This is a genomic window from Sphingomonas flavida (assembly GCF_036663655.1).
GTDB lineage: Bacteria > Pseudomonadota > Alphaproteobacteria > Sphingomonadales > Sphingomonadaceae > Sphingomonas.
This window is the reverse complement of the sequence record NZ_JAXOJH010000005.1, coordinates 116,028-138,582: the sequence shown is the minus strand read 5'-3', so window position 1 is coordinate 138,582 and position 22,555 is coordinate 116,028. Positions and strand designations below refer to the sequence as shown.

The window sequence follows — 22,555 nt, the reverse complement described above, 5'->3', positions numbered from 1 at the left end:
AGGATACCCTGCATGAGCACGCTTAACGACGTCCAGCCCGATGGTTTCTTCACCCGCACCCTGGCCGATGCCGACCCGGCGGTCTTCGCGGGCGTCGCGCACGAGCTGGAGCGCGAGCAGACCCAGATCGAGCTGATCGCCAGCGAGAACATCGTCTCCAAGGCGGTGATGGAAGCGCAAGGCTCGGTCTTCACCAACAAATATGCCGAGGGCTATCCGGGCAAGCGCTATTATCAGGGCTGCGCCCCGTCGGACGAGGTCGAGCAGCTGGCGATCGACCGCGCCAAGCAGATCTTCGGCTGCGGCTTCGTCAACGTGCAGCCGCATTCGGGCGCGCAGGCGAACGGCGCGGTCATGCTGGCGCTGGCCAAGCCCGGCGACACGATCATGGGCCTGTCGCTCGACGCCGGCGGTCACCTGACCCACGGTGCGAAGGCGGCGCTGTCGGGCAAGTGGTTCAACGCGGTCCAGTACGGCGTCGATCCCGACACGCACCTGATCGATTATGACGAGGTCGCCCGCATCGCGCGCGAGTGCCAGCCCAAGATCATCATCGCGGGCGGCTCGGCCTATCCGCGCGTCATCGACTTCGCCAAGTTCCGCGCGATCGCGGACGAGGTCGGCGCGTATTTCATGGTCGACATGGCGCATTTCGCGGGCATCGTCGCGGGCGGCCTGCACCCGACCCCGTTCGGCCATGCCCATGTCGTGACCACCACCACGCACAAGACGCTGCGCGGCCCGCGCGGCGGCATGATCATGACCGATGACGAGGCGATCGCGAAGAAGATCAACTCGGCCGTCTTCCCGGGCCTGCAGGGTGGTCCGCTGATGCACGTCATCGCCGCCAAGGCGGTCGCGTTCGGCGAGGCGCTGCAGCCGGAGTTCAAGACCTACATCGCGGCGGTGGTCGAGAATGCCCGCACGCTGGCGGCGACGCTGAAGGCGCGCGGTGCGAACCTGGTCGCGGGCGGCACCGACACGCATCTGGCGCTGGTCGACCTGACTCCGCTGGGCATCACCGGCCGCGACGCGGACGAGGCGCTGGAGCGGGCCGGGATCACCTGCAACAAGAACGGCATCCCCAACGATCCGCTGCCCCCGATGAAGACCAGCGGCATCCGCGTCGGCTCGCCCGCCGGGACCACGCGCGGTTTCGGCACCGCCGAGTTCGAGCAGATCGGCCATATGGTCGCCGACGTGCTCGACGGTCTGAAGGCCAAGGGCGAACATGGGGACCCTGAGGTCGAGGCGAACGTTCGTGCCCGTGTGCGTGAGCTTTGCGTACGCTTTCCGATCTATCAGGGATAAGGACGTTACCGATGGCCAAGTTCGACCAGAAGATTTCCGAGGTTCAGAGCGACATCAAGTCGACCCCGGGCCTTGGCAAGAGCATGGCCAAGTGGGGCGCGCTGGGCGCGGTCGTCGCGATCCCGGTGCCCTTCGTCGGCCCGATCTTCGGCGCGGCGGCGGGTGCCGGCTACGCCTATTTCAAGGCAAAGAAGAAGATCTGAATGCGCTGCCCCTTTTGCGGCCATGAAGACAGTCAGGTAAAGGACAGCCGCCCCACCGAAGATGGGGCGGCTATCCGCCGTCGGCGCCAATGCGAAGGCTGTGGCGCGCGCTTCACGACGTTCGAGCGTATCCAGCTGCGCGAGCTGTTCGTGTTGAAGAGCGAGGACCGGCGCGAGCCGTTCGACCGTGAGAAATTGCTGCGGTCGATCGCCATCGCCACGCGCAAACGGCCGATCGACCCGGTGCGGGTGGAGAAGCTGGTATCCGGGATACAACGCCAGCTGGAGACGAGTGGCGAGGGCGAGGTGTCGTCCAAGCGGATCGGCGAGATGGTGATGGAAGGGCTCAAGGGACTCGACTCGGTCGCCTATATCCGCTTCGCCAGCGTGTATCGCGAATTTGGCGAGGCCAAGGATTTCGAGGCTTTTGCGGGCACGGTGGAAGAGGTGGCGCCGAAGGGGGAGTGAGGTTTGTGGCGAAGTCGAAGCCCAAGGGATTCCCTTGCCCCAAACCCCAAAAGCGATAGGCTGAGGGAATGGCCTTCTACGCCTACATCCTCCGCTGCTCCGACGGCAGTTTCTATACCGGCCACACCGACAACCTCGAACACCGCATTGCCCAGCACCAATCCGGCGAATTTCCCTGCTACACCCAGACTCGCCGCCCGGTAACGCTGGCCTGGTCCCAGGACGTCCCCTCCCGCTACGAAGCCCTCACCGCCGAGCTGCAGATCAAAGGCTGGTCCCGCACCAAGAAGGCCGCGCTGATCGCATCGGACTGGACGACACTCAAAGAAGCCGCGATACCGCGCGCCGAACGTGCCCTTCGACTTCGCTCAGGGCGAACGAGAGAGTGACCGTGAATAAGTCCCAACCCCCCGTCATCGTCCTGGTCCGCCCGCAGCTCGGCGAGAATATCGGCAAGGCCGCGCGCGCGATGCTCAATTTTGGGCTGGTTGAGATGCGCCTCGTCACCCCGCGCGACGGCTGGCCCAATCCGCAGGCGGGTCCGGCGGCGTCGGGGGCGGACATCGTGCTGGAACAGGCCAAGGTCTATGAAAGCGTCTCCGACGCGGTCGCCGATTGCGCCCAGGTCTATGCGACCACGGTGCGCAAGCGCGGCGTGACCAAGCCGGTCGTCACCCCGGAAGAGGCGGCGCGTGAGATCCATGCCGATCCCGTGGGGCGGGCGGCCTTCCTGTTCGGGCCGGAGCGGTCCGGGCTGGAAACCGACGATGTCGCGATCGCGCGCAAGATCGTCACCGTGCCGATCAATCCGGAATTCGGCAGCCTGAACCTGGCGCAGGCGGTGATCCTGATCGCCTATGAATGGTCCAAGGGCATCGAGCTGGCCCAGCCGCCCGAAGTCGAATTGCCCGAAGTCGCGCCGCAGGGCGAACTGGACGGCATGATCGCCCAGCTGGACGAGATGCTGGAGAATGCAGGCTTCTTCTTCCCGCCCGACCGCACCCCCGCAAGCAAGCGCACGCTGCGCACCTTGCTGACCAAGCCCGGCTGGTCGAGCCAGGAAGTCCGTACCCTGCGCGGGGTGCTGTCGACGCTGGCGCGGCCTCGGCAGCGTTGATCTTGCCTGTCGGTAGCGTCGTGATAGTCTGACCCCCGGATTTATCGGGGAGTCCGAACTATGATGCTTCTACTTATCGCCCTCCAGGCCGCGACCGCCGCCGCACCCGCGCCCGCGCCTGCACCGGTCGCGCCGCAGGACAAGGTCATCTGCAAGACGTATCACGAAACCGGATCGTTTCTGAAGACGCGCAAGACCTGCCTGACCCGCCAGCAATGGCAGCGGTCGAGCGAAACCAACCAGGGCGCGGCACGCAACGTCGTCAGCGCAGGCACCGGTGTGCCTGACGGCAATCTGGGGACCGGCGGGCTGTAACAGCCCGCCCGTTACCCCCGCGTCCGGTCGAACGTCGCCAGTTCATAGGCGATCGAGCCTTCGACGAGCGTTTCCCACATATCGGCCACCACCGCCTCGGGTAGCCCCAGGCGGCGGGCCTCGGCGCGGGCCTGGTCGATCACCTGGGTCTTGCGATCCTCGTCGCGCACGCGGTCGCGGGTCGGCTTGATGCGCGCGGCGGCGTCCATATAGGCGAAGCGGCGGGCGAGCAGGGCGACCAGTTCGCGGTCGAGCTGGTCCACCCCGGCACGAACCTGCGCCATGGTCGTGCAATCGGGTCCGGCAAGTATCTCGGTCATGGGCCAAGGCTCTGCCGGGCGGTGCGCGCGCTGTCCAGTCCGGCTTGCGGATCGCGTCAGGCGCGGGATAGCATGGCCGCTCGTTCCGATTGGGAGACAGGACGATGCTCACCCCATTGCTGCTGCTGGCGCTCGCCGGACAACAGGCCGAACCGGCGCCCGCGCCCGTGAAGGAAAAGAAGATCTGCCGGGTTCAGGAAACCACCGGATCGCGCCTTTCGTCCAGGCGCATCTGCAAGACACAGGCGGAATGGGACGAAATCGCGGCCGATGCGCGCAACGATGTGGACAACGCGGCCGGGCGGTTGAATACGGCCAGCGGCCGCTGATCGACCGCCCTGCTTGACTCCGGCGCGCCTCTCGTCTAGGCGCGCCGCTTCGCAATTGCCCCCGCATCCCGGTGAAGCGGTGGGCCTGCGCTTGTCCCCATAAAGGCTTGCATGGTGCGATACCGGGACCAACGTCGTTCGTAATTGCCAAGGAATACAAGATGTCGAAGCGTCAGAGCGCGAAGTACAAGCTCGATCGCCGTATGGGCGAGAACATCTGGGGTCGCCCCAAGAGCCCGGTCAACAAGCGTGAGTACGGCCCCGGCCAGCACGGTCAGCGTCGCAAGGGCAAGATGTCGGACTTCGGTCTGCAGCTGCGCGCCAAGCAGAAGCTGAAGGGCTATTACGGCGACGTGACCGAGAAGCAGTTCAAGGCCTGCTACCAGGAAGCCGCCCGCATGAAGGGCGATACCTCGCAGAACCTGATCGGCCTGCTCGAGCAGCGTCTGGACATGATCGTGTACCGCGCGAAGTTCGCGCCGACGATCTTCGCCGCGCGCCAGCTGGTCAGCCATGGCCACATCCGCGTCAACGGCGTGAAGTGCAACATCGCGTCGCGTCGCTGCTTCGTCGGCGACGAGATCTCGCTGGGTTCGAAGGCGACCGAAATGGCGCTGGTCCTCGAGGCGCAGCAGCTCGCCGAGCGTGAAGTGCCCGATTACGTCACCGCCGACGGCAACACCAAGGTCGCCCTGACCCGCGTTCCGACGCTGGACGAGGTGCCCTATCCGGTGAAGATGGAACCGAACCTGGTCGTCGAATTCTATTCGCGCTAAGTTTTCGGGTCTTACCGAATTACGGAAAGGGCGGTCCTTCGGGGCCGCCCTTTTTGTTTGCGCCGTGCTTGCTGGATGACGCAGGGCCGCTCATACTTCGTCCGTACAAAAGGGGAGGGACATGATGCGCCTGGGATTGATCGCCATCGCCGCGCTGTTGGGCGCATCCGCTGCCACGGCGCAGACGGCCGAGCAGGGGCAATATGCCGACCAGCTTCGGGCGATGTTCACGTCGGTCGCGGGGGGCACCTGCCCGGCCGAGCTGATGGCCGACGGCCTGTTGAAGGCGTGTCGGGAACAACTGCCCCAGATGGCACCTGGCCTGAAGGCGGCCGGGCCGATCAAGACGATCACCTTCCTGAAGACCGAGCAGGCGAACGGCGAGCGGTTCGAGCAATATCAGGTGGCGTTCACCAACGGCGCACCGTCCAAGTGGACGATCGGCGGCCTGCAGGACGGCAAGTTCAAGTCGGTCTATTCGCTGGGCGATTAAGGGGCGGCGAGAGATGGAAAAGGGCTGATGCTGGAAGGTGAACGGCAAAGGACGGTGGCCGCACGTATCGGCGTGACCGCGCTCAACCTGCTGTTCCCTGGGCTCGGACTGTTTCGGATCGGTCGTTGGAAAAGCGGTATATGTTTTGCTGCCGCGCCCTTCATACTGGTCGGACTCATCACATTCGGCTTGGGCTTTTGTCTGGTCAGCTATGCGGCGGTGTTGATTGCAGCGACTCTGGCCATCTCAGCCATTGCCGCGATCTTCATCGTGGCGATGGTGCTGACATGGCGACGGGGCAAGATGCGGCGCCCGGTGTGCTGGTGGTCGCAATGGTATGTGATCGTCGCGCTGTGGCTAATCGCGGGCCTGCTGTTTAATCAGGCGGCCGATGTATCGCGCCGGATGTACAGGCTTTTCTATGCCCCATCCGGCAGCATGGCGCCGACCCTTTTGGAAGGCGACAAATTCGTCGTTGATACGGGCTGGCGCGGCCCCCTCGAACGCGGGATGCCGGTCCTGTTTCAGGGCGCGGGGTCAGCCCGCATCTATCGTATCGCGGCGGTTGCGGGTGATCGTATAGCGATTCGCAACGGGGTGCCGATCATCAACGGAGTGGCGGCGCAGTGGCAGCCTCGCGGCATCCAGGCCAAGGATGGAGCTGACGGGCGTCTCTGGGCGGAGCGTCTGCCAGGCGAGGCCAAGTCCCACTTCATTTTGAAGAGCGAGCCGACGCCCTTTGACGATCTTTCGGAAATGGTCGTTCCCAAGGGCCATTTTTTCGTTCTGGGCGACAATCGGGATCGCTCCGCCGACAGTCGCGTCCCCGTCGAAGCTCTTGGCGTCGGTATGGTCCCCGAAAGCTCCGTCATCGGAAGACCGCGTTCCATCTACTGGAGCCAGACACATGACCGGATCGGTCGCCGTCTCGACTGACGGTTTGGTCGATGTCCGGCAAGCTTGCCCCGTGCCGTAGCACCGGGCACAAGGCCCCAAAACACAAGGGGAAAATCATCATGCGCCGTCTGGTCCTATTGTCCCTTCTGCTCTCGGGCGCCGCCATCGCGCAGGAGCGGCCCGCCATCTCGGTCGACACGCTGAAGACCGTCACCCAGACCCTGTCCTCCGACGAATATGAGGGCCGCGCGCCGACTACCCCGGCGGAGGACAAGACGGTCACCTATATCGTTGATCGCTTCCAAAAGGCGGGGCTGAAGCCCGGCAACAAGGGCAGCTGGACCCAGGACGTGCCGATGGTCGAGATCACCGCCAACGACGTCCAGCCCTTCACGATCCGAGGGAAGGGTGCGCCCATTTCGCTGGCCTATCGTACCGACATGGTCGTCGGCACCTATCGCGTAAGCCCACGCATCGACGTGAAGGACAGCGAGATGGTCTTCGTCGGCTATGGCATCACCGCGCCTGAAAAGGGCTGGGACGATTATGCGGGGGTCGATGTACGCGGCAAGACGGTGGTCATCCTGATCAACGATGCCGACTGGCAGACCATGGGCCGGGAGGGACCGTTCGAGGGGCGGGCGATGACCTGGTATGGCCGCTGGCCGTACAAGTTCGAGAATGCCGCCAAGCACGGTGCCGCCGCCGCGCTGATCGTCCACCAGACCGAGCCCGCCGCCTACCCCTGGGCGGTGGTGCAGTCCTCCTGGACCGGGCCGCAGCTCGAACTGGACGAGGCGGGCGACCATATGGACCAGTCCCAGGTCATCGGCTGGCTGCAACAGCCCGTTGCCGAGCGTATCCTGAAGGCCGCCGGACGCGACCTCGCCACCCTCACCAAGGCGGCGCAGACCAAGGGGTTCCGGGCGGTGCCACTGGGCCTGACCCTGTCGGGCGGCTTTGCCAATACGATCCGGCGCCAGGCCTCGAAGAACGTGGTCGGCGTGCTGCCCGGCACGACCACGCCGGGCGACTATGTCCTTTATTCCGCGCATTGGGACCATCTGGGCCGCTGTGACGCGGTGAATGGCGACGACATCTGCAACGGTGCGCTCGACAATGCGAGCGGCGTGGCCGGGCTGGTCGCGCTGGCTGAGGCGCAGGCCAAGGCGGGGCCAGCCAAGCGTTCGATCGCGTTCCTGGCGGTGACGGCGGAGGAAAGCGGGCTGCTCGGTTCGTCCTATTATGCGCAGCATCCGGTCTTTCCGCTGGCGCGCACGGTGGGCGGGGTCAACATGGACGGGCTGAACGTCACGGGCCGTGCGAAGGATTTCGTGCTGGTCGGCCAGGGCAAGTCCGAGATCGAGGACCTGGCCAGACGGATCGTCGCCAGCCAGGGCCGCACGATCAGCGCCGAGCCCAATCCGGAACGCGGCAGCTATTATCGCTCCGACCATTTCTCGTTCGCCAAGCTGGGCGTGCCGATGCTCGATGGCGGATCGGGGCAGGACAAGGTCGTCGGCGGCATCGCGGCGGGCAAGGCGGCGGCGGAGGATTATGTCGCCAACCGCTATCACAAGCCCGCCGACCAATATGATCCCAACTGGGATTGGTCGGGTGCTGTCGAGGATTTGACGGTCTATTATCAATTGGGCAGGACGCTGGCCGACCGACCGGGCCTGTGGCCCAACTGGTACCCCACCGCCGAATTCCGCGGTATCCGCGATCAAAGCAGGAAGAATGCCCAGTGACGACGCCAGCCGTGACGACGCCTAACGCGACGACGCCTCCGCCCGCCGAATGGGCTCCCCATGACGCGGTGTGGATCGGCTTTCCCAGCCATCCCGAGCTGTGGGAGGAGGATCTGGAGCCCGCGCGCGAGGAGGTGCTGGCCTTTGCCCGCGCCGTCCACGCCGATGGCCGGGGCGAGCGGGTGATCCTGGTCGCCGCCGATGGCGAGGCGGCCGAGGCTGCGCGCCGCATGGCGGGTGAGGTCGCGGACGTGATCGTCCAGCCGTTCGGCGACATCTGGCTGCGCGATACCGGCCCGATCGTCACCGGCGACGGCAGTGCGCGCCTGTTCGAATTCAACGGCTGGGGCGGCAAATACGACCTGCCCGGCGACGACACGGTCGGCGCGCGATTGGCCGAGGAGCGCGGCATCGCGGCCAAGGCCTGTGGGTGGGTGCTGGAAGGCGGCGCGATCGACGGCGACGGCACGGGCCTGGTCGTCACCACCCGCCAGTGCCTGCTCAACCCCAATCGCAACCCCGACCTGGACGAACAGGTAATCGCCGAGCGGCTGGCGCAGGATCTGGGCCTGACGCGGATCGTATGGCTGGGCGACGGCCTGCTCAACGATCATACCGACGGCCATGTCGACAATCTGGCCCGCTTCGTCGGCCCCAACCGCATCGCCCTGCCCGAAGCGGCCGAGAACGACCCCAACTGGCAGGTCTATATGGCGGCCAGGCGTGACGCGACGGCGGCGGGGCTGGAGGTCGTGACCATCCCGTCGCCCGGCCGCGTGCTGCGCGACGAAGAGATCGTGCCCGCCAGCTATATGAACTTCTACATCGGCAATGCGGCGGTCGTCGTGCCGCTCTATGGCAGCGAGAACGACGCCGCAGGCGTCGCGGCGATCCAGGCGATCTTCCCCGACCGCGACGTCGTGGGCCTGCGCGCCGATGCGATCCTGACCGGCGGCGGCAGCTTCCACTGCATCTCGCAGCAGATTCCGGCGATCGCCTGATCACGCATGTCGGACCCGCGCTTCCGACGAGGAGGCGCGGGCTTCGCCCGTCGGCCGGGCTTGCTCTTTACGGTCCGTAAACCGCCAGCCGGTTACGCGCCGCGATCCCTCGTCCGGGATCGGAATTACGCATTGCAAGCCACGATCAATCTGCTTCGCAGCCAACATGAGGAAATCGCGGCGGCCGTCGGCGATCTCGTGGCGCTGTTCGACATGCGTTACGCCGACGCCGCGCCCATACTGGGACCGGCGCGCATGCGGATCGCCCAGATCATCACCAAGCATTTGAAGACCGAGGACGAACTGCTGCTGACGCCGCTGCGCGAACAGCGGCTGATGGCGAGCATCCCCGGATGCGAGGCGATCGTGATCGAAACGCGGGAACTTCGCCTGACCTATTCCCGGCATATCGGCACCTGGACCGCGCGCGCCATCGAGGAACGGTGGAACGAATATGTCGTGGTGACACGCCAGCTCAACGAGCGGCTGATGGCGCTGTGCGACCTGAAGATGAAGGACTTTTACCCGGTGGTCCTGCGCCGCATCCTGTACGATCCCGCCCCGGCGCCCCGTATGACGGCGTGACCGGCGGGACGCTACGGTCTAGCATGCGGCAGCCACCGATCAGGGGAGTCGCCATGACCGCCGTCCGATCCACCGCCGGGTTTGCCACCGGATTCCATCGTACGATCCTGCCCATTGTCGCGCCTGTCCTAGTCATAACCGCGGCCGCTGCGCTCCTTCGCCTGCCGATTGCGCAGAGCCACGCCCGCGCCGCGGCGCTCCTGTTCCTGTGGATCGCCTCCGACGCGATGATGTTGGGGCTGTTAGCGCGCGCGCGACGGCCGGGGTGGCGTGCGGGGATTGCGGCGATGGCCTCGGCAGGAATGGCGGTGCTTAGCCTGTCGCCGCCGCCGATCCGGGCGGCGCTGCTCGCCATGCCATGGGCGCTGGCGGTGCCGGTGATCGCGATCGCCCTGCATGGTGGCTGGGGGCTGTGGCGCGTCGTCGAGCGGGTGCGGCAATGGGACCGGCACGATCCCGAACGCTGGACCTCGCTGCTGGGCGAGGTCTTTCCCAGGCCGTTTGCCCGGCTGGCGGTAGCGGAGGCGGGACTGCTCCACCTGGCGTTGTTCCGCTGGCGGGCGAAGCCCGATGTGCCGCCGGGGACGATCGGCTTTGCCTATCACCGGCATCTCCAGCCGATGATGATCACCCTGCTGGCCCTGTCCTGTATCGAGATCGGGGTGACGCACCTGCTGATCGCGCATTGGAGCCGGACGCTGGCGCTGGTCCTGTTCGTCGTCAGTGACGTGTCGCTTCTCTACCTGATCGGCCTGATCAAATCCTTGCGCCTCGCGCCCGTGCTTCTGACCCAGGCGGGCGTACGCGTGCGGGCGGGTATCCTGGTCGACCGGACGATCCCCTACGCCGCGATCCGCCATGTTCAGCTCCATCCGGACGGCGATACGGTGCGCGCACCGGGCATTTGGAACGTCGCGCTGCTCGCCTGGCCCAATCTGCTTCTCCGCCTCGACCCGCCCCTGCCGCCACGGTCCCGGTGGCGGCGGGACCCGGTTGACGCCATCGCGCTCCGTCTCGACGAGCCCGGCCCCTTCCTCGACGAATTGCGCGTGCGACTGGTCACTCGGCACGTGACGGAGGAATGTTGAGCCATTAAAGGGCGTGGCCATGACCCAGATCACCGTCGCCGCGCTGCAACTGGCCTTCACCGCCGATATCGACCGCAACATCGCCGAGGTGTCGCGCCTCGTCCGCGAGGCGGCACGCCAAGGTGCGCAGGTGATCCTGCCGCCCGAGCTTTTCGAGGGCGAGTATTTCTGCCGGGTGGAGGACGAAGGCCTGTTCTCGAACGCCAAGCCGACCGCCGAGCACAAGGCGGTGCTGGCGATGCAGGAACTCGCCGCCGAGCTGAAGGTCCATATCCCGACCAGCTTCTTCGAGGCGGACGGGCCGCATCACTATAACTCGCTGGCGATGATCAACCCCGACGGCAAGGTCGCGGGCGTCTATCGCAAGAGCCATATCCCGGACGGTCCGGGCTATGAGGAGAAATTCTATTTCCGCCCCGGCAATACCGGGTTCAAGGTGTGGGACGGTCCGGCGACCAAGCTCGGCGTCGGCATCTGCTGGGACCAATGGTACCCCGAAACCGCGCGCGCGATGATGCTGATGGGTGCCGAAATCCTGTTCTACCCCACCGCGATCGGCAGCGAGCCGCATGACGACAGCCTGGATACCGCACGGCTATGGCGGCGCGCGATGGTCGGCCATGCGGTGTCGAACGTCGTGCCGATCGTCGCGGCGAACCGCGTCGGCAACGAGCATGGCCAGACCTTCTACGGCACCAGCTTCATCTGCGACGAGCGGGGCGACATCCTGGCCGAACTGGGTCGCGAGGAAGAAGGCGTGATCGTCGCCACGCTCGACATCGACCGGGTGAAGCGCCACCGCGCGGCGTTCGGCTTCTTCCGCGACCGGCGGCCCGAGCTGTACGGTCGGCTGGTCCAGGATATCTGACATACTATTCCTCCCCTGTAAGGGGAGGTGGCATCGCGTCAGCGATGACGGAGGGGTGTCGCGCTTTTGATAAAACCGACCCCTCCACACCGCCTCCCCAAGCAGACTTGGGGAGGAAGAGCTTACCCTCGCAACGCCACCGCGCGCGCGAACACGGCCTCGAACATTTCGGGCGTCAGGCGGCCGGTATTCTGGTTGTAGCGCGAGCAGTGATAGCTATCGAGCACCACCGGGCCGCCGCCGGGAAGCCGGTGCTCCGCCAGATGGGCGAAGCGCGCCTTGGGCAGTCGTCCGCCCAACGCCTTGATGACCGAGCGGTGCGCGATCTCGCCCAGTGCGATGATGACCGACAGCCGGGGCAGCGCGGCCAGTTCCTGTTCCAGGAAGGAGCGGCAGGTGCGGATTTCGTCGGGCGTCGGCTTATTCTCGGGCGGCAGGCATTTGACCGCGTTCAGGATCACCGCGCCCTTCAGGGTCAGGCCGTCATCGACCTTGGCGGCGAATTCCCCCTCGGCCAGGCCGAACCTGGCGAGCGTGCCATAGAGCAGCGGCCCCGCGCCATCGCCGGTGAAAGGGCGGCCGGTTCGGTGCGCGCCATGCTTGCCCGGCGCAAGGCCGACCACCGCCAGCCACGCCTCGCCATCACCGAAGGGCGGCACGGGGGCGTTCCACCAGCCGGGATACTCGGCGGCGACCGCCTGGCGGACCTCGACCAGGCGGGGACAGAGCGGACAGTCGCGCGGCGGCTGGATCGCGGCCAGGGGCGAGGGGATGACGGGAAAGGATGCGTCGGACATCGCGCTCGGGTAGTCGGGTGACATGACGACGACAAGCTATGCGATTGCGCTGGGTTCCAACCGTCCGGGGCGGCACGGGGGGCCGCACGACGAAATCCGCGCGGCACTGGCCGAGCTGCCGGGCGTCTATGCCGTGTCGCCGATCCTCGTCACCGCGCCGGTGGGGCCGTCGATCCGCGCCTTTGCCAATGCCGCCGCGCTGGTCGAAAGCCCGCTCGATCCGCCCGCCATGCTCACCCTGTTGAAGGCCATAGAGCGTGATTTCGGGCGGCGGCGCGGGCAACGCTGGGGTGCGCGGGTGATCGACCTGGACATCATTCTCTGGTCGGGAGGGGCGTGGCGCTCGCGCGGGCTGATCGTGCCGCATGTCGCCTATGCGACGCGCGACTTCGTGCTGCATCCGCTGGCCGCGATCGCACCCGACTGGCGCGACCCGCGTGACCGCCGATCGGTACGCCAGATGCGACATGGTGTTGACCGAAGGCGTCCGCGCCCCTAGGTCGCATCCACCGCGATGGAGGGTCCGTAGCTCAGTTGGTAGAGCAAGCGACTTTTAATCGAGAGGTCCCGGGTTCGAGCCCCGGCGGACCCACCATCGGGGTGTTTCAGAGCGTCGCAGCGTGTCTCACGCCCTTGCTAAACTACAGAAATTCAGGTGCGAAAGCGTCGCGGGGTGTCTCACCTCGTGCCCCTGCATGTCATGTCCCCCGGGGGCACGGTTGGGGGCACTGATTTTCAAAGTGGGGGCACCGTGCCGCTGACCGATATCCAGTGCCGTAAAGCGCAGCTGCCGGAGAAGGATTACAGCCTTGCGGATTTCACCGCGCGCTACCCTGAGATCGGCCCCGAGGTCTTGGCCCCATAGTGGGGAGGGCGCGGCGCGGATTTTCACGCCGCGCCCTCGGTCGTTCACCGGCAGACGCGGATCCGTTCCCGGCCGTGGTGGCGATACTCGGTCCAGCAGCGCTGCCGGTAGCCGTAGCCACCCCGGTATCCGTACCCGTCGCCCCGGTAGCCGTAGCCGCTGTCACGATATCCCCCGCCATAGCCGTACCCGCCGTAGCGCGGTCCGTCATACCCGCCCCAATGCGCCGGGGGCGGTCCAGGCGGAGGGGGCGGTGGTGGCCCGCCCCAATCGGGGCCAGGTCCGGGGCCGGGGGGCGGTGGCGGCGGTGGGCCCCATTCCTGGGCGCTCGCGCTCACACTCAGGCCGAGCGTCGCAATGGCAAGCCCGGCAGCAACGACACGTGTCAGCTTCATGGTCGCATCCTCATGCCCGACGATTGGGCATGAGGATGGGTTACACGGCCATTGCATGCACATGGCTGAACGCGGTTGTTCTCTGCCGTTCAGGATCGGCCAGCGGATCGAAGGGGAACACGCGGGCAATATGCGGCGGCGCGCCGCCCTGTTCCCCGATCCTTCGGCGCCATCGTCGAGGCGGCTGGCCAGTGGTCGCACTGCGGGCTTAAGGAACCGGCAGAGATGCTTGGGACGGATTGGCCCATCAGGACACCATCAAGGCGATTGCCTCAGGATACTGACAGGCCATCCTTGCTCGTCAGAAAGACGACCAGTCGTCCTCCGCAAGCGCGGCATTGCCCTGCTGCATGGGGACAGGCTTTCCACGAAGGCGGGGAGCCGCGGTCGCGACGCGGGCTTGCAGGGCGTGCACATTGGCGGCTGAGGCGGTGGTCGGTTGCCCAATTTGGAATCGAGCGATTTGACGTGCGAGGCCATCAGCTTCCGTAGCCAAGCCACGCGCCGCCGCAGTCGCTTCTTCGACCATGGCTGCGTTTTGCTGGGTGACGCCGTCCATCTCCGCGACGGCCGTGTTGACCTGCTGGAGCCCCGTGGACTGTTGCTCGGCGGCATCGGCAATCTCGCCCACCAGGGTACTGACCTCGGCAATGCGCGCGATGATGCCGGTCAGGGCCTGACCCGTTTCCCCGACCAGCCGCACGCCTTCCGAGACCTGTTCGGTCGACGCGCTGATCCGCTCCTTGACGTCCTTGGCGGCGTCAGCCGAACGCTGAGCCAGCGCGCGAACTTCCGAAGCGACGACAGCGAAGCCCTTCCCGGCATCACCGGCTCGCGCCGCTTCGACGCCGGCGTTCAACGCCAGCAAATTGGTCTGAAACGCGATACCGTCGATGACGGCGATGATGTCGGAAATCTCGTTGGATCGACGCTCGATGCCGTCCATCGCCTCGATGGCGTTCCGGACGATGCCGCCAGATTGCTCCGCCAGATCGCGTGCGGTCCGCACCGCCGCGTTGGCGCTCGACGTACGTTGCGCGGTCGCGCGCATCGTCGCGGTGATCTCCTCCATTGCGGAGGCCGTCTCCTCCAGGCTGGCCGCTTGCTGTTCGGTCCGCATCGACAGATCGTCCGAGGCCGTACGAATTTCTCCGGCACCGCCGTTGATGCCAGTGACTGCCGTCGAGACCTGGGCCAAGGCATCCTGCAACGCTTCGGCCGCAGCGTTGAAATCGCTCTTCAATTTGGCAAAGGGGCCGGTCAGTTCGGCATCGACCCGTGTCAGCAGATCGCCCTTCGCCAGATCCGATAGCCCCCGCCCAATGCTGTCGACGATGAGGGTGGTCTGCTCGGCCTTTGCCCGTTCAGCTGCCGCGAGCTGGTCGCGGAACTTGGCCATGGCGTTGGCCAGATCGCCGACTTCGTCATGGCGATCGGCATCGGGCACGCGGACATTCATGTCGCCCGCGGCCAATTTGCCCATTGCCTCGGTCATGGCGCTAAGCGGCTTTGCGATCTGACGGATCAACAGGGTCAGAAGCGCGATGGCCAACCCGATGGCGGCGACGACCATGACGATCGTGATCAGGCGTCCGGTATCCGCCGTCGATTCCGCCTCTACGCGAGCTTTGTCCATGGCGGCGGTATATGCCTCCTCCGCCCGGCCCAAGGCCGCGTTCTGTGCGTCATAATCCTTGACCTCCTGCAACGCGCTCGCCTGGGCCGCATCGGTTTCGTTGCGGTTCGACAGGGCAATGGTCTGCTGCAAATGGTCGGTAAAGCGCTGCCAGATTGGCGCAAATTCATCCATCGCCGCTTTGGCGACTGGATCCTGCTCCATCCCTTTGACCTTACCAACCGACTGGTCGATCAAATCAAGCGATGCACGCATCGCCCTGTAATGCGCCTCCATCGTCTCGGGCGATGTGCTGACGATATGGGTCATCTCCTCGGCGCGGACGTTCGACGTCTGCGTATCGATGCTATGGGTCAGTTTTTGCAGCCGGGCCAGGCGGGAGGCGATATCGGAGGTGCCGGCGCTCAAGGCGTTCTGGTTGTGAATGGAAAGCCCACCCACGATCAACAGGGCAATGAGCAGGATGGCAAAGCAAGCTATCAGTTTGGAACTGATCCGCAGGTTTTTCACGATATTCTCCCGGCGCTGGGTAATCGGTTCCGCATGTGTGAGGGACGGATCACATATGAGCGCTGGGATTACGCGACACTCATTAATAAAAACCTTTGCATCCCGGTGTTTTTCGGGGACGATGGCGTTTTCATACGGCTTGACCGAGAAGGGTCAGGAGGGCTCTTCGCTCCCATTCTGGTGATCGTGGACGTCCAGGCGCATCCGGAAGCGCGGAACGAGATGGCAACGATCGTAGGTCTGCACAGCCGCCGCATAAATGGGATATGATCTCGACGATCCCCTGGCGGCGGAAGCCAAGCCAGCATGATTGAAAATGCGGGGAAGGGTGTGGCGCCTTTGGCAGCGCCACACCGTCAGATCAGCGGCAGACGCGGATCCGCTTGTGCGCCCGGTGGCTGTATTCGACCCGGCAACGCTGCTGGCGATAGTGGTTGCGGCCTTGCCAGCGCGGGCCATCGTGCCGGTCATACCGAGCGGGGCCGCGGTGCGGAGGGCCATGTCGGTCAGGGCGTGCATGCGGGCCTCTCGGATCGTCGTGGCCCCAGCGCTGCGCATCGGCGCTGGCGCTCAAGCCGAGGGTGGCAACGGCAAGGCCGGCAGCAAGCAAACTTGCAAATTTCATGGTCATGTCCTTCTGGGAAACAGGTGTCGGGGGAATGGCCTACGCGCCCGCCATGTTCCGTTGCCTGAACGGAATTGCCTGTAATCATTCAGATTTCTACCCTTCGGGGCGGCCGATCCGTATCAAATCGATTGGTGTTTCGGGAATGTTCTCAATTCGGCGGTAAGGCTGAACTGATGGGGCCGGTAAAGGAAAAACGGCGTGTACGAAGGTCCGGCGAGCCGTGCGGACCGGGCGGGATCAGGTCGCTGATCTGGGGCTGGCGAAAGTCGTCGACCTTTATTGAGGGGGGGCATTCGGCTCACGTCAATTTGTAGAGGCCACAAGGAACCGCCAAAAAGCCCGTTCATCGCGGTAAGGCGACCGACTCACCATCGGATGGCGGCGGCAGAGTGAAGCGATGGCTCTGACGCCATCGGGGTGGCCATAGGCGAACCCCACAATCTTGGATTTTCGAAAAGGCGACAGCGCAGCGGCGCATCTGCCCAATTGCGATCGGGCACTAGCGGCCGACACCAATTCGCCAAGCGCGGCCCACATTCAAAACGGCCGACCCGCTCTCACGGGCCGACCATCGGTCGTTTGTTCAGAACAGGTGCGCGACCAGTTTCGAGGCACCGAACGCGACACCACCCACCGCAAGCCAGCTGGCGGCGGCGCCGAGCGTCAGGATCATCAGGCGATCGAGGGGCGAAATAGCGTGGTCGTCCATGGTGGTGCATTCCTCTCCGACCGGTCGAAGAGCCGGTCTGTCTCAACTATGAGACGAAAACCGTTAACAGGCAAACCCGTTTTTCGAATGAATGTGATCGGCTGGGTGAAGAATAAGTACCCGGTCTTTGATCTATGGAAAGCGTTGGCGCGGCGCCACCGCGCAGCGAAGGGTGGTTGAACAGACCGGCTATCGCGCCGTCGGCTTGTCCTTTCGATTCCATGGTCGCAAAAGCCCGATGATGAAGGCGATACCGGCATGACCCGTCCTGATGAACGGGAATCCAACCCCGAATCGGCGGCGGCGTCGACACCCAATCTGGCCGCAATGCCGATGGCGTTGCGGGGCGTGGCGGCCGGGGCCATCGCGCTGACGTTGTTGCTATTGGCAGGGCTGGCGGTCGATCATTGGCCGTTCGCCTGGGACCGGGCGATCCTGACCGGGTTGCGGGCTTGCTGCGATTCGCAGCAGCTTCGGGCGGTGGCGGTGGATTTTACCGCCCTGGGCAGTGTGCCGGTCCTTATCCTGATGGTCGCGGGCGCGGCCGTGCTGCTGCTGGCGCGTGGATTGTGGCTGACGGCAATCGCCACGGCGGCGGCGGGAATCAGTGGCGGCATGGTCGTGACGCTGGTCAAGCATGCGGTCGACCGGACCCGGCCCGAATTGGTGCCGCACTGGGTCGACGTTCACAATGCCAGCTTTCCCAGCGGCCATGCGGCGGGCAGCGCGATGGTCTACATGACGTTGGCGGCACTCGCCACCCAGGCGACCTGGCACCGAAGACTGCGGCACGCGATCGTGCTGCTGGCGGTATTCCTGGTCGGCGCGATCGGCGTCAGCCGCGTCTATCTGGGCGTGCACTGGCCGTCGGACGTGGCGGCGGGGTGGTGCTTCGGCACGCTCTGGGCGCTGGGATGGTGGTGGGCGACCGCCGCGGCGCGTGTGTCCTGGACCGGAGCGTCAGGACGCGGCGCGCGCGAGTAAGGCGCGGGCCGCCTTCAGGTGCGGCGCGTCGACCATCTTGCCCTCCATCTGCAGCGCCCCCGCGCCGGGATTGGCGGCGAACAGGTCGACGATCGCCTGCGCCCGCGCGATATCCTGCGCCGTTGGCGTAAAGGCCGCGTTGATGACCTGCACCTGGGCGGGATGGATCGCCATCATGCCGGTAAAGCCGTCGCGTTGCGCCCGCGCGGCATAGGCGGCCAGGCCATCCAGATCGCGGAAATCGGGATAGACGGTCTCGATCGCCGCCACCCCCGCAGCATGCGCACCGAACAGGGTCAGCGAGCGCGCCAGCTGATAGGGCGCGGTGTAGCTGCCATCGGCTTCGCGTGCGGTGGTCGCGCCGATCGCGGCGGGGAGATCCTCGGCCCCCCAGGTCATGCCCGCCAGCGACAAGGGCGATCCGGCATACTCGCCCAGCCGGAACAGCGCGGCGGGTGTCTCGGTCGCGATCGGCAGGACCGGCACGTCTCCGGCACCCTGGGCCGCCAGCGCGTCCAGGCTGGCCAAGCCCTCCGCCTTGGGCAGGACGATGCCGTCGGGCCGCGCGGGAAGTATCGCTGCCAGATCGTCCGACGCCAGTGGTCCGTCGATGGGGTTGATGCGCACGAACAGCCGTACGCCGTGATCGCGTGAGCCGCTCAGGAATTGCGCGACCTCCGCACGGGCGCGGGGCTTGGCATCGGGGGCGACCGCGTCCTCCAGGTCGAGGATCAGCGCGTCGGCACCCAGCCCCAGCGCCTTGGCCATCCGATCCGGCCGGTCGCCCGGCACGAACAGCAGCGAACGCAGCCGCATGGGATCAGCGCCCCATTTCGGCAAGCTTGCGCTCCCAGGCCAGCGCGTCGCGGACGATGCCGTCCAGATCGTCGCGTTCGGGCCGCCAGGGCAGGGCGGCCAGGATCGCGCTGTTGTCGGCGACCAGCTCGGCCGGGTCGCCCGCGCGGCGGCCCTCCATCCGGCGCTCGATCCTGTGGTTGGTCACCCGGTCGACCGCGTCGAGCACTTCCAGCACCGAAAAGCCCCGGCCATAGCCGCAGTTCAGCGTGTGGCTCTCACCCGGCTGCGCGACCAGCAGTTCGAGCGCGGCGACATGCGCGGCGGCAAGGTCCGAGACGTGGATATAGTCGCGCACGCCCGTCCCGTCGCGGGTGGCGAAGTCGGTGCCATAGACGCCGACCGCTTCACGCTTGCCTATCGCCGCCTCGACCGCGATCTTGATCAGATGGGTCGCGCCCACCGTCGACTGGCCCGAGCGCCCCTGCGGGTCCGCGCCCGCGACGTTGAAGTAGCGCAGCGCGCAATAGTTGATCGGATGCGCCGCGGCGACGTCCTTCAGCATGATCTCGGTCATCAGCTTGGACATGCCATAGGGGTTGATCGGCGCCTTGGGATCATTCTCGGCGACCGGGACCTTTTCGGGGGTGCCATAGGTGGCGGCGGTCGACGAGAAGATGAAGTGCGCGACGCCCTCGGCCACGGCGCTTTCGATCAGTGCGCGGCTGGCGGCGGTGTTGTTGCGATAATATTTGAGCGGATCGCTGACCGACTCCGGCACCACGACCGACCCGGCGAAATGCATGATCGCGCGGACGCGGTGTTCGCGGATCGCGGCGCGCACCGCGTCGTCGTCGGCGACGTTGGCGACGACCAGCGCGGCGCGGGGATCGACCGCCCAGTCGAAACCGGTGACCAGATTGTCGAGGACGACGACGTCAAACCCTGAGTCCAGCAACGCCAGCACGGCATGGCTGCCGATATAGCCCGCCCCGCCGGTCACCATCACCTTGCCGTCGATCGTCGCCATCGTCTTTTGCCCCCAGTCTCCGGATTGCCGTCGCCTAGCCGCTTCCTATCTAGGTGTACAAGACGACAAGGAGATTCCGAGTGACCGAATATGTAACGCTGGCAGGGGGCTGTTTCTGGTGCACCGAGGCGGTGTTCAAGGACGTGATCGGGGTCGAATCGGTCGAAAGCGGCTATATCGGCGGCACCGTCCCCAACCCGACCTACAAGCAGGTGTGCGGCGGCGACACCGGCCATGCCGAGGCGATTCGCATCGGGTTCGATCCCGAGCAGCTGGCGCTGGACGATCTGCTCGACATCTATTTCGCGACGCATGACCCGACGCAGCTGAACCGTCAGGGCAACGATGTCGGCACCCAGTATCGCTCGGCCATGTTCCCGGCCGACGAGCGCCAGAACACCGCGATGAAGGCCGCCGTCGAACGCGCCCAGGCGGGCAGCGACAAGCCGATCGTCACGACGATCGAACCGATGGCGGAGTGGTATCCGGCCGAGGATTATCACCAGGATTATTGGGAAACCTCGGGCCGGTCGAACCCCTATTGCATGGCCGTGATCCCGCCCAAGCTCCAGAAGCTGCGCAAGAGCTTTGCCGCGCGGTCGAAAGCGGTGACGGCGTAAGGGTGATTGGGGGTGGGGCGTAAGCCCGGCCCCCTTTTGTTTGCGGGCGTGAGGCCGTTGGCCTTCGACCTTCCCCGAAGAATACCGGCCACACGCCCGGCCGTGATCAGCGCGTCGCCGCGCGGCGTAGCCGGTCGTTGATCGCCTCGCCGATGCCGTCCGTCGGGATCGGCGCTACGGCCAATCCTGGGCGGTCACTCGCATCGGCGCGGTGGAGCGCGTCGAACAGGCGCGCCGCCGCCTCGATCGGGTCGCCCGTCTCGGACAGGCTGTCCTGCCCGCGCACTGCGCCGAAACCGATCAGCCATTCGTCGGCACCTGTGTCGGTGACGTTCAGGCGCAGGGGCTTGCGCGGGGCGTAGTGGCTGGCAAGCTGTCCGGGGGCGGTGACGATCGCGGGAGCCTCGGGCCCCTGCCGCACATCGCCCAGCACCCGCGCCAGCATCCCCGCCGTTATCGGACCTGGACGCAGGATGGTGCGACCCGCGACGATGGTCGACTCCAGCCCCGCCTCGGTCGCACCATCGTCGAGGATCGGCACCTGCGGCCCCAGGCTGGCACGGACATGGCGGCTGCGCGTCGGGCTGATCCCGCCGCTGGCATTGGCGGACGGCGCGGCGAGGGGGCGGCCGGTTTCGGCGAGCAGCGCCTGCATCGCGCGGTGGCGCGGCACGCGGATGGCGACCGTGTCCAGTCCTGCGGTGACCAGCGAGGCGATACCCGCCCCGGCTTTCAGCGGCCGGACCAGGGTCAGCGGACCCGGCCAGAAGGCATCGGCCAGCGCCAGCGCGTCCGCGTCGAATTCCGCCAGCGCCCGTGCCGCCGCCAGATCGGGAACATGGACGATCAGCGGATTGAAGGACGGCCGCCCCTTGGCCGCATAGATGCGCGCCACGGCCGACGCATCGCTGGCGTCGGCGGCCAGGCCGTACACCGTTTCGGTCGGCACCGCGACGATCCCGCCCGCCCGCAGGACATCGGCCGCGGCACGAATCGCGGACGTCGAATAGGGCAGGGTGGGATCGGTATCGGGAAAGGCCATCGCGCCAGCCTATACGCGTGAGGGGGCCGCCCGTTAAGGAGGGGCATGAAGGGGGCGGGGTGCCCCCCTTCGACAATCGCGGTTCGGCACCTTATCTGGCGGGGCATGTTCGACCTCGATTCCTATCTCGCCCGTATCGCCCTGCCCTCGCGGGTCACTGTCGATGCCGAAGGGCTGGCCCGGCTGCAACGGGCGCACCGCCTGGCCATTCCGTTCGAGAATCTCGACGTCCGGCTGGGCCGCCGCATTGCGATCGACAGCGCCGGCGTCTTTGCCAAGCTGGTGACCGCCAAGCGTGGCGGCTATTGTTTCGAGCATAACCGCCTGCTCCTCGACGCGCTGGCCGCGCACGGCTTTGCCGCCCGGCCGCTGCTGGGGCGTGTGTGGCTGCGCGCGACCGACGTGCCGCCGACCACGCATACGTTCAGCCTGGTCGAGATCGACGGACAGGCGTGGATCGCCGATGCCGGGTTCGGGGGCAGCTATTCCCCGCCGATGCCGCTGGTCGACGGTGCCGAGGCGACCGCGCCCGATGGTGCGCGCTTCCGCCTGATGCGCGACGCCCAGCATGGCTGGATGCTGCTGCGCGACGGGCATCCCGGCCATACCGACGGCCGCTCGGCGGGCGAGGGGTGGGAGCCGCAGTACAGCTTCACCACGGACCAGGTCTGGGATGCCGATCTGGCGATGGCCAATCACTGGACGTCGACTTTCCCCGAAAGCCGGTTCGTCCAGGCCGCGATCGTCAGCATCATCCTGCCGCACGGTTTCGCCTCGCTGACCGATCGCCATTATCGCCGTCGCGTCGGTCAGGACGAAACCGCCGCGACGATCGCCGACCCGCGCGTCTATCGGATGCGCATGAGCCTGATGTTCGGAATCGACCTGACCGCCGACGACGTCGCGACCCTGTTCGGTGACTGACCATTTTGGTGGGTGTGCGGTGCCGTTAGCGGTCCGCCGCCCACTACCCACCGGCGGCAGCGTCCGATTCGTTGTCTAAAAATTCTGGCGAATCATCG

At 66.1% G+C, this 22,555-nt stretch carries 26 protein-coding genes and 1 tRNA gene; 20 read left to right on the top strand and 7 right to left on the bottom strand.

What is annotated here, in order from left to right; all coding sequences use genetic code 11:
• Positions 1-12: 12 nt before the first annotated feature.
• The 6 genes from glyA (at position 13) to U1703_RS07845 (ending at position 3,414) form a co-directional block, all read left to right on the top strand.
• Positions 13-1,311 carry a serine hydroxymethyltransferase gene (gene glyA, locus U1703_RS07870; RefSeq protein ID WP_332785248.1) on the top strand — a complete coding sequence of 433 codons (1,299 nt, stop codon included), beginning with the start codon at positions 13-15 and terminating at the stop codon, positions 1,309-1,311.
• Positions 1,312-1,322: 11 nt separating this feature from the next.
• The gene (locus U1703_RS07865) at positions 1,323-1,514 is read left to right on the top strand and encodes a hypothetical protein (protein WP_320451446.1); all 192 of its coding nucleotides are present in this window, start codon (positions 1,323-1,325) and stop codon (positions 1,512-1,514) included.
• Positions 1,515-1,982 carry a transcriptional regulator NrdR gene (gene nrdR / locus U1703_RS07860; protein ID WP_058716666.1) on the top strand — a complete coding sequence of 156 codons (468 nt, stop codon included), beginning with the start codon at positions 1,515-1,517 and terminating at the stop codon, positions 1,980-1,982.
• A gap of 68 nt (positions 1,983-2,050) precedes the next feature.
• The gene (locus U1703_RS07855) at positions 2,051-2,371 is read left to right on the top strand and encodes a GIY-YIG nuclease family protein (RefSeq protein WP_332785247.1); all 321 of its coding nucleotides are present in this window, start codon (positions 2,051-2,053) and stop codon (positions 2,369-2,371) included.
• A 2-nt stretch (positions 2,372-2,373) separates the two neighbouring features.
• Positions 2,374-3,099, top strand: coding sequence for an RNA methyltransferase (locus U1703_RS07850; RefSeq protein ID WP_443025774.1), 726 nt, complete (start codon positions 2,374-2,376; stop codon positions 3,097-3,099).
• A 60-nt stretch (positions 3,100-3,159) separates the two neighbouring features.
• Positions 3,160-3,414, top strand: a complete 255-nt coding sequence (locus U1703_RS07845; protein ID WP_332785245.1) for a hypothetical protein — start codon at positions 3,160-3,162, stop codon at positions 3,412-3,414.
• An 11-nt stretch (positions 3,415-3,425) separates the two neighbouring features.
• On the opposite strand, the gene U1703_RS07840 is transcribed toward U1703_RS07845, so the two are convergent.
• Entirely contained in the window at positions 3,426-3,734 is a 309-nt protein-coding gene (locus tag U1703_RS07840) for a chorismate mutase (protein ID WP_320451449.1), read from the bottom strand.
• Between the two features lie 116 nt (positions 3,735-3,850).
• Between U1703_RS07840 and U1703_RS07835 the strand changes: the two genes are divergently transcribed.
• The 9 genes from U1703_RS07835 to aguB all read left to right on the top strand — a co-directional run bounded on the left by U1703_RS07835 (position 3,851) and on the right by aguB (position 11,522).
• Complete coding sequence (locus U1703_RS07835; protein ID WP_332785244.1) at positions 3,851-4,063, top strand: hypothetical protein; 213 nt, start codon at positions 3,851-3,853, stop codon at positions 4,061-4,063.
• Positions 4,064-4,224: 161 nt separating this feature from the next.
• Complete coding sequence (gene rpsD, locus U1703_RS07830) at positions 4,225-4,839, top strand: 30S ribosomal protein S4 (protein ID WP_261271057.1); 615 nt, start codon at positions 4,225-4,227, stop codon at positions 4,837-4,839.
• 121 nt (positions 4,840-4,960) lie between these two features.
• Entirely contained in the window at positions 4,961-5,332 is a 372-nt protein-coding gene (locus U1703_RS07825; RefSeq protein ID WP_332785243.1) for a hypothetical protein, read from the top strand.
• A 27-nt stretch (positions 5,333-5,359) separates the two neighbouring features.
• Positions 5,360-6,268: a signal peptidase I gene (gene lepB / locus U1703_RS07820; protein WP_332785242.1), complete on the top strand. Its 909-nt coding sequence runs from the start codon at positions 5,360-5,362 to the stop codon at positions 6,266-6,268.
• Between the two features lie 80 nt (positions 6,269-6,348).
• Positions 6,349-7,980 carry a M28 family metallopeptidase gene (locus U1703_RS07815; protein ID WP_332785241.1) on the top strand — a complete coding sequence of 544 codons (1,632 nt, stop codon included), beginning with the start codon at positions 6,349-6,351 and terminating at the stop codon, positions 7,978-7,980.
• Positions 7,977-8,981, top strand: coding sequence for an agmatine deiminase family protein (locus tag U1703_RS07810; protein WP_332785240.1), 1,005 nt, complete (start codon positions 7,977-7,979; stop codon positions 8,979-8,981). The genes U1703_RS07815 and U1703_RS07810 overlap by 4 nt, the downstream gene beginning before the upstream one ends.
• A 132-nt stretch (positions 8,982-9,113) precedes the next feature.
• Complete coding sequence (locus tag U1703_RS07805) at positions 9,114-9,566, top strand: hypothetical protein (RefSeq protein WP_332785239.1); 453 nt, start codon at positions 9,114-9,116, stop codon at positions 9,564-9,566.
• 53 nt (positions 9,567-9,619) lie between these two features.
• Positions 9,620-10,654 carry a hypothetical protein gene (locus U1703_RS07800; RefSeq protein WP_332785238.1) on the top strand — a complete coding sequence of 345 codons (1,035 nt, stop codon included), beginning with the start codon at positions 9,620-9,622 and terminating at the stop codon, positions 10,652-10,654.
• A 19-nt stretch (positions 10,655-10,673) separates the two neighbouring features.
• Positions 10,674-11,522, top strand: a complete 849-nt coding sequence (gene aguB, locus U1703_RS07795) for an N-carbamoylputrescine amidase (protein ID WP_320451457.1) — start codon at positions 10,674-10,676, stop codon at positions 11,520-11,522.
• A 122-nt stretch (positions 11,523-11,644) separates the two neighbouring features.
• On the opposite strand, the gene U1703_RS07790 is transcribed toward aguB, so the two are convergent.
• The gene (locus U1703_RS07790; RefSeq protein WP_332785237.1) at positions 11,645-12,319 is read right to left on the bottom strand and encodes a uracil-DNA glycosylase; all 675 of its coding nucleotides are present in this window, start codon (positions 12,317-12,319) and stop codon (positions 11,645-11,647) included.
• Positions 12,320-12,341: 22 nt separating this feature from the next.
• Between U1703_RS07790 and folK the strand changes: the two genes are divergently transcribed.
• Both folK and U1703_RS07780 read left to right on the top strand, forming a co-directional pair.
• Complete coding sequence (gene folK / locus U1703_RS07785) at positions 12,342-12,818, top strand: 2-amino-4-hydroxy-6-hydroxymethyldihydropteridine diphosphokinase (RefSeq protein WP_332785236.1); 477 nt, start codon at positions 12,342-12,344, stop codon at positions 12,816-12,818.
• A 20-nt stretch (positions 12,819-12,838) separates the two neighbouring features.
• Positions 12,839-12,914 (top strand) — tRNA-Lys (locus U1703_RS07780).
• 966 nt (positions 12,915-13,880) lie between these two features.
• Here the strand turns inward: U1703_RS07780 and U1703_RS07775 are convergent.
• Both U1703_RS07775 and U1703_RS07770 read right to left on the bottom strand, forming a co-directional pair.
• Positions 13,881-15,725 (bottom strand): methyl-accepting chemotaxis protein, encoded by a 1,845-nt coding sequence (locus U1703_RS07775; protein WP_332785235.1) that lies wholly within the window; start codon positions 15,723-15,725, stop codon positions 13,881-13,883.
• Between the two features lie 1,211 nt (positions 15,726-16,936).
• Positions 16,937-17,062: a hypothetical protein gene (locus U1703_RS07770; RefSeq protein ID WP_320451482.1), complete on the bottom strand. Its 126-nt coding sequence runs from the start codon at positions 17,060-17,062 to the stop codon at positions 16,937-16,939.
• A 258-nt stretch (positions 17,063-17,320) separates the two neighbouring features.
• Here U1703_RS07770 and U1703_RS07765 point away from each other — a divergent pair, with 258 nt between their 5' ends.
• Complete coding sequence (locus tag U1703_RS07765; RefSeq protein ID WP_320451483.1) at positions 17,321-18,046, top strand: phosphatase PAP2 family protein; 726 nt, start codon at positions 17,321-17,323, stop codon at positions 18,044-18,046.
• Here U1703_RS07765 and U1703_RS07760 read toward each other — a convergent pair.
• The gene (locus U1703_RS07760; protein WP_332785234.1) at positions 18,023-18,862 is read right to left on the bottom strand and encodes an HpcH/HpaI aldolase/citrate lyase family protein; all 840 of its coding nucleotides are present in this window, start codon (positions 18,860-18,862) and stop codon (positions 18,023-18,025) included. The genes U1703_RS07765 and U1703_RS07760 overlap by 24 nt on opposite strands.
• A 4-nt stretch (positions 18,863-18,866) precedes the next feature.
• Positions 18,867-19,871, bottom strand: coding sequence for a UDP-glucose 4-epimerase GalE (gene galE, locus U1703_RS07755; RefSeq protein ID WP_332785233.1), 1,005 nt, complete (start codon positions 19,869-19,871; stop codon positions 18,867-18,869).
• Positions 19,872-19,951: 80 nt separating this feature from the next.
• Here galE and msrA point away from each other — a divergent pair, with 80 nt between their 5' ends.
• A complete protein-coding gene (msrA, locus tag U1703_RS07750) occupies positions 19,952-20,491 on the top strand; it encodes a peptide-methionine (S)-S-oxide reductase MsrA (protein ID WP_332785232.1) in 540 nt (179 codons plus the stop codon).
• A 106-nt stretch (positions 20,492-20,597) separates the two neighbouring features.
• Here the strand turns inward: msrA and U1703_RS07745 are convergent, their stop codons facing one another.
• Positions 20,598-21,533, bottom strand: a complete 936-nt coding sequence (locus tag U1703_RS07745; protein ID WP_332785231.1) for an L-threonylcarbamoyladenylate synthase — start codon at positions 21,531-21,533, stop codon at positions 20,598-20,600.
• Positions 21,534-21,638: 105 nt separating this feature from the next.
• Between U1703_RS07745 and U1703_RS07740 the strand changes: the two genes are divergently transcribed.
• On the top strand, positions 21,639-22,457 hold the full coding sequence (locus tag U1703_RS07740; RefSeq protein ID WP_332785230.1) for an arylamine N-acetyltransferase family protein: 819 nt from the start codon (positions 21,639-21,641) through the stop codon (positions 22,455-22,457).
• Positions 22,458-22,555 lie beyond the last annotated feature (98 nt).